8 protein-coding genes, 1 tRNA gene and 1 pseudogene are annotated in these 12,894 nt (G+C 56.8%); all 10 read left to right on the top strand.

Annotation, left to right across the window (positions count from 1 at the left end; genetic code table 11):
• Window positions 1-105 (top strand): annotated as a pseudogene (locus tag IGS60_RS27085) (elongation factor Tu); the annotation flags it as partial.
• 66 nt (window positions 106-171) lie between these two features.
• Window positions 172-247, top strand: a tRNA-Trp gene (locus IGS60_RS27090).
• A gap of 32 nt (window positions 248-279) precedes the next feature.
• A complete protein-coding gene (secE, locus tag IGS60_RS27095; RefSeq protein WP_010394308.1) occupies window positions 280-663 on the top strand; it encodes a preprotein translocase subunit SecE in 384 nt (127 codons plus the stop codon).
• Window positions 663-1,289, top strand: a complete 627-nt coding sequence (nusG, locus tag IGS60_RS27100; RefSeq protein WP_070223388.1) for a transcription termination/antitermination protein NusG — start codon at window positions 663-665, stop codon at window positions 1,287-1,289. The genes secE and nusG overlap by 1 nt, the downstream gene beginning before the upstream one ends.
• Window positions 1,290-1,507: 218 nt before the next feature.
• The gene (gene rplK / locus IGS60_RS27105; protein WP_034783246.1) at window positions 1,508-1,942 is read left to right on the top strand and encodes a 50S ribosomal protein L11; all 435 of its coding nucleotides are present in this window, start codon (window positions 1,508-1,510) and stop codon (window positions 1,940-1,942) included.
• The gene (rplA, locus tag IGS60_RS27110; RefSeq protein WP_034753134.1) at window positions 1,942-2,637 is read left to right on the top strand and encodes a 50S ribosomal protein L1; all 696 of its coding nucleotides are present in this window, start codon (window positions 1,942-1,944) and stop codon (window positions 2,635-2,637) included. The genes rplK and rplA overlap by 1 nt, the downstream gene beginning before the upstream one ends.
• Window positions 2,638-2,957: 320 nt before the next feature.
• A complete protein-coding gene (gene rplJ, locus IGS60_RS27115) occupies window positions 2,958-3,497 on the top strand; it encodes a 50S ribosomal protein L10 (RefSeq protein WP_034753621.1) in 540 nt (179 codons plus the stop codon).
• Between the two features lie 67 nt (window positions 3,498-3,564).
• The gene (rplL, locus tag IGS60_RS27120) at window positions 3,565-3,936 is read left to right on the top strand and encodes a 50S ribosomal protein L7/L12 (RefSeq protein ID WP_070223390.1); all 372 of its coding nucleotides are present in this window, start codon (window positions 3,565-3,567) and stop codon (window positions 3,934-3,936) included.
• A gap of 244 nt (window positions 3,937-4,180) precedes the next feature.
• On the top strand, window positions 4,181-8,287 hold the full coding sequence (gene rpoB / locus IGS60_RS27125) for a DNA-directed RNA polymerase subunit beta (RefSeq protein ID WP_070223392.1): 4,107 nt from the start codon (window positions 4,181-4,183) through the stop codon (window positions 8,285-8,287).
• Window positions 8,288-8,396: 109 nt separating this feature from the next.
• A complete protein-coding gene (rpoC, locus tag IGS60_RS27130; protein WP_034753138.1) occupies window positions 8,397-12,638 on the top strand; it encodes a DNA-directed RNA polymerase subunit beta' in 4,242 nt (1,413 codons plus the stop codon).
• The last annotated feature ends 256 nt before the right edge of the window (window positions 12,639-12,894 follow it).

The raw sequence follows: 12,894 nt of genomic DNA on the forward strand, positions 1-12,894 counted from the left end.
GTCAAGCTGATCAACCCGATCGCGATGGAAGAAGGTCTGCGCTTCGCTATCCGCGAAGGCGGCCGTACCGTCGGCGCCGGCGTGGTTGCAAAAATCATCGCATAAGGAAATGTTATGCTTCCACCCGGGGCGTCCTGGGTGGTAGAATAGCACTCCTCGAAAGTTTTACGTAGGGACGTAGCTCAATTGGCAGAGCGTCGGTCTCCAAAACCGAAGGTTGGGGGTTCGATGCCCTCCGTCCCTGCCACCGTCAAGGTGCAGGGCACCGAAAGTAGAAAAATGTCAAATCAATCCGTGCAAACCGTTAGCACGTCGAGTGACAAGATAAAAGTCGCGCTGGCAATAGTGGCTGCGATTGCAGGAGTAGTCGGGTTTTATTACCTGGCAGGCCAACCAGCTCTGGTGCGTGCAAGCGCGCTTGTGGCTGGTTTGGTTATTGCTGTTGCGCTCTTGTATGTCTCGACGACCGGCCGTGAATTTCTCAATTTCGCCAAAGAAGCTGTGCGCGAAACCAAGAAAGTCGTTTGGCCTACCCGCAAAGAAGCCACGCAGATTACCGCGATCGTGTTTGCCTTTGTGCTGGTCATGGCGATTTTCCTGTGGGGCACGGATAAATTGCTCGAGTTTTTGTTGTATGACGTAATTCTGGGTTGGAAAAAATAATGAGCGAAAATGTGCATGATGAAGCGGCGGAAGAGTCCGTTCCGGGCGACGCTCCGGCAGCGGATACTGGTGCAGCGCTGAGCGTGCCAGTGAGCAGCAAGCGCTGGTATGTCGTGCATGCTTATTCCGGCATGGAAAAAAGCGTCATGCGCGCACTGACCGAGCGCATCGAGCGCGCGGGCATGCAAGACCAGTTCGGCCAGATCCTGGTGCCGATCGAAGAAGTTGTCGAAGTCAAGAATGGCGTGAAGTCCGTCACCGAACGTCGTTTCTATCCTGGCTATGTGCTGGTTGAAATGGAAATGACGGACGAGAGCTGGCACTTGGTCAAGAACACCAGCAAGGTTACCGGTTTCATTGGTGGCAAGTCGAACAAGCCGACGCCGATCTCCGCGCGCGAAATCGACGGCATCATGAAGCAGATGCAGGAAGGCGTTGAAAAGCCCCGTCCGAAAACCTTGTACGAGGTGGGCGAGCAGGTACGCATCAAGGATGGTCCGTTCACCGATTTCAACGGCAATGTCGAAGAAGTCAATTACGAGAAATCCAAAGTGCGCGTCTCGGTCACCATCTTCGGCCGCGCTACCCCGGTAGAGCTCGAATTCGGCCAGGTCGAAAAAGTTTAAGGCGGTTCACAAAACCGTAGCGAGCGGATGTGGGTTGTGGCTGAGAAGCGGAGCTGTGCAAATGCACAGTGAGCATCGGAAGCCGCAAATCGCGCCGCGCAGTAGGTTTGAAAGCGCCACCAGGAGCGTTGCGGTAGTAACAGCAAAATCCGGTCAGAGGAGCCCCGCCAGGGTAGGATCGGCGGGGCGCTACTACTCAATCCAAGATAGGAGCCATCATGGCAAAGAAAATCATTGGTTTTATCAAGCTGCAAGTGCCAGCTGGTAAAGCAAACCCATCCCCACCAATCGGTCCAGCTCTGGGTCAACGCGGTCTGAACATCATGGAATTCTGCAAAGCGTTCAACGCGCAGACCCAAGGTATGGAACCAGGCATGCCGATCCCAGTCGTGATCACCGCGTTCGCTGACAAGTCCTTCACCTTCGTGATGAAGACGCCTCCAGCAACCTACCTGATCAAAAAAGCTGCTGCGATCACCAAAGGTTCGCCGAAGCCACATACCGACAAAGTCGGTACGCTGACCCGCGCACAAGCTGAAGAAATCGCTAAATTGAAAACCCCTGATCTGACCGCTGCCGACATGGATGCTGCTGTACGCACCATCGCTGGTTCCGCTCGTTCGATTGGTATCACGGTGGAAGGTGTTGTATAATGGCTAAGTTATCCAAACGTATCAAGGCTTTGAAAGCCAAAGTCGACCGTACCAAAGTGTACGCTTTCGACAACGCTGTCGCTCTGATCAAAGAGTGCGCAACGGCCAAGTTCAATGAATCGATCGACGTATCGGTACAACTGGGTGTTGATCCTAAGAAATCCGACCAAGTGGTGCGCGGCTCCGTCGTGCTGCCAGCTGGTACCGGCAAAACCGTACGCGTGGCAGTCTTCGCGTCGGGCGAAAAAGCGGAAGCTGCTAAAGCAGCTGGCGCCGACATCGTTGGTATGGAAGACCTGGCTGAGCAGATCAAAGCCGGCGACATGCCTTTCGACATCGTCATCGCTTCGCCAGATACCATGCGTATCGTTGGTACCCTGGGTCAGATCCTGGGCCCACGCGGCATGATGCCTAACCCGAAAGTTGGCACTGTTACTCCTGACGTCGCTACCGCCGTGAAAAACGCGAAAGCCGGTCAAGTTCAGTACCGTACCGACAAATCCGGTATCATCCACGCTACCATCGGCCGTAAATCGTTCGCTGACGCAGATCTGAAGTCGAATCTGGTCGCACTGATCGACGCACTGAACAAAGCCAAGCCAGCATCGAGCAAAGGCGTGTACCTGCGCAAAGTTTCGCTGTCGTCGACCATGGGCGCTGGCGTCCGTGTTGACCAGGCTAGCCTGGCAGCTTAAGTAACAGAATCAAGTCCTGTAGCGCCTTCGGGCGCTGCGGGCGCATCTTTGGGCTGTCTGCCTGGTGTTCACATCAGGCAGGCAGACAATCAAAGACCGTTGGGCCGACTGCGATTGCACATGCAGAAGGTTAATAGGCTTGCCGGCAACGGCAAGTGCCCAACGCAGATGGTGTACCCGAACAAGTTTTGTAGTCCTCATGCTGCGTGAATCCATCCGCTCAGTTTAGTACTTCTTGACTTCGGACGCCGTGTTCGAACCGATGCAAGGCGCTCAACCACTCGGTTGTGATCGCTGAACATCATTTAAGGAGGTTGACCGTGAGTCTCAATCTGAATGACAAAAAGGCCGTCGTCGCCGAAGTTTCCGCACAAGTAGCAAATGCGCAAACGATCGTCGTGGCCGAATATCGTGGCATCCAGGTTGGTCACTTGACGCAACTGCGTGCTAAAGCGCGTGCCCAAGGCGTGTACCTGCGTGTGTTGAAAAACACTCTGGCTCGTCGCTCCGTTGAAGGTACCGCATTCGCCAGCCTGGCAGATGCCATGACCGGCCCGTTGATCTACTCGATCTCGGCCGATGCCGTTGCAGCAGCTAAAGTCATCGCTGACTTCGCTAAAACCAACGACAAACTGGTCATCAAAGCAGGTAACTACGCAGGCAAGCCGCTGGATACAGCTGCTGTCACCGCGTTGGCGAGCATTCCTAGCCGTGAAGTCCTCATTTCGCAGTTGTTGGGCGTTATGCTGGCTCCGGTTTCGGGCTTTGCACGTGGTCTGGCTGCCCTGGCAGCGAAAAAAGGCGAAGGCGCCGAAGCTCCTGCAGAAGCAGCAGCAGAAGAAGCCCCAGCAGCCGCTTAATTGCGCGCGCTTTTTTCTCTCAGTACCAATCTGATGTAACTAACGTAATAAATTTAGGAGTTTCAAAATGGCAATTAGCAAAGACGATATCCTGGAAGCAGTTAGCGCCATGTCCGTAATGGACCTGAACGACCTGGTTAAAGCATTCGAAGAAAAATTCGGCGTGTCCGCAGCAGCAATGGCTTCGGCCGGTCCTGCAGCAGGCCCAGCAGCAGCTGCTGAAGAGCAAACCGAGTTCAACGTTGTGCTGGACACCTTCGGCGCAAACAAAGTTGGCGTCATTAAAGCAGTTCGCGAAATCACCGGCCTGGGCTTGAAAGAAGCTAAAGACCTGGTCGATGGCGCACCAAAAACTGTGAAAGAAGCAGTGTCGAAAGCTGACGCTGAAGCTGCAGTGAAGAAACTGGTTGAAGCCGGCGCAACCGCTTCGATGAAGTAATATCTGTACCGGCGGCAGTTAGCGCCCGAGTCAAAGTCTGAGGTTTCCCCTCGCAAGGGGGGAAATCCGACTTTGGCTCCTTTGTCGTCTGCATCGTATTTGTCATGTAGTTGTAGCAGCAGTTTTTATTCGATTCAAGCCGGAAAGCAGAGCCTTGAGGTTTCGTCTGTGTCACACGCAGCGGTGCAAACGAACACTTGCAAAACCTGAATTTTCTATCCTTTCTGTCACTCACGGAGTGTCCATGCACTACTCATTTACTGAGAAGAAACGCATTCGCAAATCATTCGCGAAGCGCGCCAACGTTCACCACGTTCCGTTCCTGCTGGCGACCCAGCTCGAGTCTTATCATAGCTTCTTGCAAGAGGACATAGCACCGTCCGGCCGCAAGAATGATGGCCTGCAGTCGGCTTTCACCTCGATTTTTCCTATCGTGTCGCACAATGGTTTTGCGCGTCTCGAATTCTTGTCGTACGTTTTGGGCGATCCTGCCTTTGACGTCAAAGAATGTCAACAACGTGGCCTGACGTTCGCGTCGCCGCTGCGCGCGAAAGTGCGCCTGGTGATCCTGGACAAGGAATCGCCAACCAAGCCCGTCGTCAAAGAGATGAAGGAACAGGAAGTCTACATGGGCGAATTGCCGCTCATGACGACCACCGGTTCGTTCGTGATCAACGGCACGGAGCGGGTGATCGTTTCCCAGCTGCACCGTTCGCCTGGCGTGTTCTTCGAGCACGACCGCGGCAAGACCCACTCGTCCGGCAAGCTGCTGTTCTCCGCGCGTATCATTCCTTACCGCGGTTCGTGGCTGGACTTCGAGTTCGACCCGAAAGACATCCTGTTCTTCCGCGTCGACCGCCGCCGCAAGATGCCAGTAACGATCCTGCTCAAAGCCATCGGCATGTCGCACGAGCAAATCCTGGCGAACTTCTTCGTCTTCGACAATTTCAACCTGCGCTCCGAAGGCGCGGAAATGGAATTCGTCTCCGAGCGTCTGCGCGGCGAAGTGGCGCGTTTCGACATCGTCGACAAGTCGGGCAAGACCCTGGTGCTGAAAGACAAGCGTATCAACGCGAAACACGTGCGTGATATCGAAGCTGCCGGCATCAAGCACATTTCCGTACCGGAAGACTACCTGCTGGGCCGCGTATTGGCGAAGAACATCGTCGATGGCGACACCGGTGAAGTCGTCGCTTCCGCGAACGATGAGCTGACCGAAGATCTGTTGGGCCGCCTGCGCGATGCCAACATTTCCGAAATCCAGACCTTGTACACGAACGACCTGGACCAGGGCGCCTACATCTCGCAAACCCTGCGTATCGACGACACCGCCGATCAGATGGCTGCGAAAGTGGCGATCTACCGCATGATGCGTCCAGGCGAGCCGCCAACGGAAGATTCCGTTGAAGCGCTGTTCAATGGCCTGTTCTACAACTCGGACCGCTACGACCTGTCGGCCGTGGGCCGCATGAAGTTCAACCGCCGCATTGGCCGCGATGAACTGACCGGCGCCATGACCCTGTCGAACGAAGACGTGCTGGCCGTGATCAAGATCCTGGTGGAACTGCGCAATGGCCGCGGCGAAGTCGACGATATCGATCACCTGGGTAACCGTCGCGTACGTTGCGTGGGCGAACTGGCCGAGAATCAATTCCGCGCCGGCCTGGTGCGTGTTGAGCGCGCCGTCAAGGAACGCCTCGGCCAAGCCGAAGCGGACAACCTGATGCCGCACGACCTGATCAACTCGAAGCCGATTTCGGCTGCGATTCGCGAGTTCTTCGGTTCGTCCCAGCTGTCGCAGTTTATGGACCAAACCAATCCTCTGTCGGAAATTACCCACAAGCGCCGCGTATCGGCTCTGGGACCCGGCGGTCTGACACGCGAACGCGCCGGCTTTGAAGTGCGCGACGTGCATCCGACCCACTACGGCCGCGTCTGCCCGATCGAGACACCGGAAGGTCCGAACATTGGTCTGATCAACTCGCTGGCTCTGTACGCCCGCCTGAATGAATACGGCTTCCTGGAAACCCCGTACCGCAAGGTCGAAGGCTCCAAGATTACCGATCAGATCGACTACCTGTCCGCCATCGAAGAAGGCCGCTACATCATCGCTCAGGCGAATGCGACCATCAACGACGCCGGCATGTTGTCCGATGAACTGGTCTCGGCCCGTGAAGCCGGCGAAACCATCCTGGTCTCCCCGGAGCGCATCCAGTACATGGACGTGGCGCCAGGCCAGATCGTTTCCGTCGCTGCCTCGCTGATTCCGTTCCTCGAACACGATGATGCAAACCGTGCATTGATGGGCGCCAACATGCAACGCCAGGCCGTGCCTTGCTTGCGTCCGGAAAAAGCGCTGGTCGGTACCGGTATCGAACGCACCGTTGCGGTCGACTCGGGCACCACCGTGCAAGCGCTGCGTGGCGGTATCGTCGATTACATCGATGCGGGCCGTGTCGTGATTCGCGTCAATGATGACGAAGCGCAAGCTGGTGAAGTGGGCGTCGACATCTACAACCTGATCAAGTACACCCGTTCGAACCAGAACACCAACATCAACCAGCGTCCTATCGTGCAAGTGGGCGACCGTGTTGCCAAGCGCGACGTGATCGCCGACGGCGCATCGACCGACCTGGGTGAATTGGCGCTGGGCCAGAACATGACCGTGGCCTTCATGCCATGGAATGGTCTGAACTTCGAAGATTCGATCCTGATCTCGGAAAACGTCGTCAAGGACGACCGCTACACCTCGATTCACATCGAAGAGTTGTCGGTGGTGGCCCGTGACACGAAACTGGGCGCGGAAGAAATTACGCGCGACATCTCGAACCTGGCTGAAAATCAGCTGGCACGTCTGGATGAGTCCGGTATCGTCTACATCGGCGCGGAAGTCCAAGCGGGCGACACCCTGGTTGGTAAAGTGACGCCAAAAGGCGAAACCCAGCTGACTCCGGAAGAGAAGCTGCTGCGCGCGATCTTCGGCGAAAAAGCCTCGGACGTAAAAGATACGTCGCTGCGCGTGCCTTCGGGCATGATCGGTACCGTGATCGACGTGCAAGTCTTCACCCGTGAAGGCATTGTGCGCGACAAGCGTGCCCAGCAAATTATCGATGACGAACTGAAACGTTTCCGTCTGGACTTGAACGACCAGATGCGTATCGTTGAAGGCGATGCCTTCCAGCGTCTGGAAAAAATGCTGATCGGCAAAGTTGTCAACGGCGGCCCGAAAAAGCTGGCCAAAGGCGCCAAGATCACCAAGGAATACCTGGCCGATCTGGACAAATACCACTGGTTCGACATCCGCCCTGCGGACGACGATGCCGCGGTAGCGCTGGAAGCGATCAAGGAATCGATCAACGAGAAGCGTCACCAGTTCGATCTGGCCTTCGAAGAGAAGCGCAAGAAACTGACGCAAGGCGATGAGCTGCAACCAGGCGTGCAAAAAATGGTCAAGGTCTACCTGGCCGTGAAACGCCGCCTGCAGTCGGGCGACAAGATGGCAGGTCGCCACGGTAACAAGGGTGTGGTTTCCCGTATTGTTCCTGTGGAAGACATGCCATACATGGCCGACGGCACGCCAGCCGACGTTGTGCTGAACCCGCTGGGCGTTCCTTCGCGGATGAACGTTGGTCAGATTCTCGAGACGCACTTGGGCTGGGCTGCCAAGGGTCTGGGTATCCGCATCGGCGAAATGCTGAAGGCGCAAACCAAGGTCGAGCAAGTGCGCAAGTACCTGACGACGATCTACAACGACAACGGCCGCGCGGAAGATCTGAACGACTTCGACGACGAAGAGATCATGAAGCTGGCGGAAAACCTGAAAAAAGGTGTTCCATTCGCCACGCCAGTGTTCGACGGCGCCAATGAAGAAGAGATCCGCCGCATGCTGGACCTGGCGTATCCGGACGACATCGCCAAGAACCTGGGCATGACCGCTTCGAAAAACCAGGTGACCATGTATGACGGTCGCACCGGTGAAGCGTTCGAGCGCAAGGTCACTGTCGGCGTCATGCACATGCTGAAACTGCATCACTTGGTCGATGACAAGATGCATGCGCGTTCGACCGGTCCTTACTCGCTGGTCACGCAACAGCCGCTGGGTGGTAAAGCCCAGTTCGGTGGTCAGCGTTTCGGTGAGATGGAAGTCTGGGCACTGGAAGCGTATGGCGCGTCGTATGTCTTGCAAGAGATGTTGACCGTCAAGTCCGATGACGTGAATGGCCGTACCAAAGTGTACGAGAACCTCGTCAAGGGCGACCACGTGATCGACGCCGGCATGCCGGAATCGTTCAACGTGCTGGTCAAGGAAATCCGTTCGCTGGGTATCGATATCGACCTCGAACGCAACTAAACGACAGCACCCTGTCATTTGGTTTGGGAAACACAAAGCCCGGCTGGGAAACCACGCCGGGCAATGTAGTCTCAGGAATATAGAAATTTAATCACCTCTGGAGTGATACATGAAAGCACTGCTCGATCTATTCAAGCAAGTACAGACCAACGAGACCTTCGATGCAATCAAGATCGGTCTCGCTTCGCCTGAGAAAATCCGTTCGTGGTCCTACGGCGAAGTCAAGAAGCCGGAAACCATCAACTACCGTACCTTCAAGCCTGAGCGCGACGGCCTGTTCTGCGCCAAGATCTTTGGCCCGATCAAGGATTACGAATGCCTGTGCGGCAAGTACAAGCGCCTGAAACACCGCGGCGTGATCTGCGAAAAGTGCGGCGTCGAAGTCACCTTGGCCAAAGTGCGCCGCGAGCGCATGGGCCACATCGAGCTGGCCTCGCCGACCGCGCACATCTGGTTCCTGAAGTCGCTGCCGTCGCGTCTGGGCATGGTCCTGGACATGACCCTGCGGGACATCGAACGCGTGCTGTACTTTGAAGCATACGTCGTGACCGATCCAGGCATGACCCCGCTGAAGAAGTGCCAGATCATGTCGGAAGACGACTACGCGGCCAAGTACGAAGAGTACGGCGACGACTTCACCGCCTTCATGGGCGCCGAAGGTATCCGTGAACTGCTGCGCTCGATCGACATCCACCGCGATGCCGAAACCCTGCGCGTGGAACTGAAGGAATCGAAATCCGAAGCCAAGATCAAGAAATACGCGAAGCGCCTGAAAGTGCTGGAAGCGTTCCAACGTTCGGGCATCAAGCCTGACTGGATGATCATGGAAGTGCTGCCAGTGCTGCCGCCGGAACTGCGTCCGCTGGTACCGCTGGACGGTGGCCGTTTCGCGACCTCGGATCTGAACGATCTGTATCGCCGCGTCATCAACCGTAACAACCGCCTGAAACGCCTGATGGAGCTGCGCGCTCCAGAGATCATCACGCGCAACGAAAAGCGCATGCTGCAAGAAGCGGTCGATTCGCTGCTGGACAACGGCCGTCGCGGCAAAGCGATGACCGGCGCCAACAAGCGTCCGTTGAAGTCCTTGGCCGAGATGATCAAGGGCAAGGGCGGCCGTTTCCGTCAAAACTTGCTGGGCAAACGCGTCGATTACTCCGGTCGTTCGGTCATCGTCGTGGGCCCGCAATTGAAACTGCATCAGTGCGGCTTGCCGAAACTGATGGCACTGGAACTGTTCAAGCCATTCATTTTCAATAAACTGGAACTGATGGGTCTGGCGACCACGATCAAGGCCGCTAAAAAGCTGGTCGAGATCCAGGAACCGGTCGTATGGGACATCCTGGAAGACGTGATCCGCGAACATCCGATCATGTTGAACCGCGCACCAACCTTGCACCGTCTGGGTATCCAGGCGTTCGAGCCAGTCCTGATTGAAGGCAAGGCCATCCAGCTGCACCCGCTCGTCTGCGCCGCATTCAACGCCGACTTTGACGGTGACCAAATGGCGGTCCACGTTCCTCTGTCGATCGAAGCGCAGATGGAAGCACGCACCCTGATGCTGGCATCGAACAACATCCTGTTCCCATCGAACGGCGAACCGTCGATCGTGCCGTCGCAGGATATCGTGCTGGGTCTGTACTACGCGACCCGCGAAGCGATCAATGCGAAGAACGAAGGGATGATGTTCCCTGACGTGTCGGAAGTGATCCGCGCCTACGACAACAAGGAAGTCGAACTGACGACCCGCGTCACCGTGCGTATTACCGAATACCCGAAAAACGCCGAAACGGGCGAATTCGAGAAAACGGTTACCCGCTACGAAACGACGATCGGCCGTGCGATCCTGTCGGAAATTCTGCCGAAAGGCCTGCCGTTCTCCGTCCTGAACCGCGCGCTGAAAAAGAAAGAAATTTCCAAGCTGATCAACACGTCGTTCCGCAAGTGCGGTCTGCGCGCCACCGTGGTGTTCGCAGACAAACTGATGCAATCGGGTTTCCGCCTGGCGACACGCGCCGGTATCTCGATCTGCGTCGACGACATGCTGGTACCGCCTCAAAAAGTTACCCTGATCGCGACGGCCGAGTCGGAAGTCAAGCAGATCGAACAGCAATACGCCTCGGGTCTCGTGACCGCCGGCGAGCGTTACAACAAGGTCGTCGATATCTGGGGCAAAACCTCGGATGAAGTCGGCAAGGCCATGATGGACCAGCTCAAAGTCGAAGACGTGATCCGCCGCGACGGCACCAAGTCGACGCAAGAATCGTTCAACGCCATTTACATGATGGCCGACTCCGGCGCGCGCGGTTCCGCAGCCCAGATTCGCCAGTTGGCCGGTATGCGTGGTCTGATGGCCAAACCGGATGGCTCGATTATCGAAACGCCGATTACCGCGAACTTCCGCGAAGGTCTGAACGTTTTGCAGTACTTCATTTCGACCCACGGTGCGCGTAAAGGTCTGGCCGATACGGCGCTGAAAACGGCGAACTCCGGTTACCTGACGCGTCGTCTGGTGGACGTGACGCAAGACTTGGTGGTGATCGAGGACGATTGCGGCACCATGAACGGCGCCGTCATGAAGGCACTGGTCGAAGGTGGTGAAGTCATCGAGCCGTTGCGTGACCGTATCCTCGGCCGCGTGGTGGTGCATGACGTCGTCAATCCTGAAACCCAGGAAACGCTGTACGAAGCCGGCACCCTGATGGATGAAGACATGGTCGAAGAGATCGAGCGTCTGTCCATCGATGAAGTCAAGGTCCGCACGCCACTGACTTGCGACACGCGCTTCGGCCTGTGCGCCAAGTGCTATGGCCGCGATCTGGGCCGCGGCATGCTGGTCAACGCCGGCGAAGCCGTCGGTGTGGTGGCAGCGCAGTCGATTGGTGAACCTGGTACCCAGCTGACCATGCGTACGTTCCACATTGGTGGTGCGGCATCGCGTGCGGCAGTGGCATCGTCGGTGGAAGCCAAGTCGAACGGTACCATCCGCTTCACGGCAACCATGCGTTACGTGACGAACGGCAAGGGCGCGCAAATCGTCATTTCCCGTTCCGGCGAAGTGCTGATTACCGACGACCACGGCCGTGAGCGTGAGCGTCATAAAGTACCGTACGGTGCGACCCTGATCGTCAAGGACGGCATGGTCATCAAGGCCGGTACGGCCCTGGCAACGTGGGATCCGCTGACCCGTCCGATCATTACCGAATACGCTGGTCAAGTGCGTTTCGAGAACGTCGAAGAAGGCGTCACCGTCGCCCGTCAGGTCGACGAAGTGACCGGTCTGTCCACCCTGGTGGCGATCGATGCGAAACGTCGCGGTTCGCTGACCAAGACCCTGCGTCCGCAAGTCAAGCTGATCAACGACGCGAACGAAGAAGTCAAGATCGCCGGCACCGAACACTCGGTGGCGATCGGCTTCCAGGTCGGCGCGCTGATCATGGTCAAGGACGGTCAACAGGTATCGGTGGGTGAAGTGCTGGCACGTATTCCTACCGAATCGCAAAAAACGCGCGATATTACCGGTGGTCTGCCACGCGTTGCGGAACTGTTCGAAGCGCGCTCGCCGAAAGACGCCGGTATGCTGGCGGAAGTCACGGGTACGGTTGCGTTCGGTAAAGAAACCAAGGGCAAGCAGCGTCTGGAAATCACGGACATGGACGGCAACAAGCATGAGTTCTTGATCACCAAGGACAAGCAAGTGCTGGTGCATGACGGCCAAGTCGTGAACAAGGGCGAGATGATCGTGGACGGCCCGGCCGATCCGCAAGACATCCTGCGTCTGCTGGGTATCGAAGCGCTGGCACGTTACATCGTTGACGAAGTGCAGGACGTGTACCGTCTGCAAGGCGTGAAGATCAATGACAAGCACATCGAAGTGATCGTGCGTCAGATGCTGCGCCGCGTACAGATCGTCAATGCCGGCGACACCAACTACATCGTTGGCGAGCAGGTAGAGCGTTCGGAACTGCTGGACGAGAACGATCGCATGGCCGTTGAGAACAAGATTCCAGCGACCTACGAAAACGTCTTGTTGGGTATTACCAAGGCATCGCTGTCGACCGATTCGTTCATCTCGGCCGCATCGTTCCAGGAAACCACCCGCGTGCTGACCGAAGCGGCGATCATGGGCAAGCGCGATGGTCTGCGCGGCCTGAAAGAGAACGTCATCGTCGGCCGTCTGATTCCTGGCGGTACGGGCCTGGCCTTCCACCGCGCACGCAAAGAGAAAGAAGCGTGGGAAGTGGAAGAGCGTCAAGCACTGCTGCTGGCCGAGAAAGCCTCGATGGCTGGCGAAGCTGCCGAAGCGCTGCAGGACATCGAGACCCAGCAACACCACGGCGACGAAGCGTAATCTGCGCTGCTAGCTGACAAGAACGGCACCTTCGGGTGCCGTTTTTTTATGCCCGTTGCACAGCCTTTCACGATGCACGCAAAGAGAAAGAAGCGTGGGAAGTGGAAGAGCGTCAAGCACTGCTGCTGGCCGATAAAACCACGCTGGCCGGTGCAGCCACCGAAGATCTGCTAGAAAATCGAGACCCAGCAACACCACGGCGACGAAGCGTAATCTGCGCTGCTAGCTGACAAGAACGGCACCTTCGGGTGCCGTT

The sequence above is a fragment of the Janthinobacterium sp. FW305-128 genome (genome assembly GCF_020858135.1).
GTDB lineage: Bacteria > Pseudomonadota > Gammaproteobacteria > Burkholderiales > Burkholderiaceae_D > Janthinobacterium.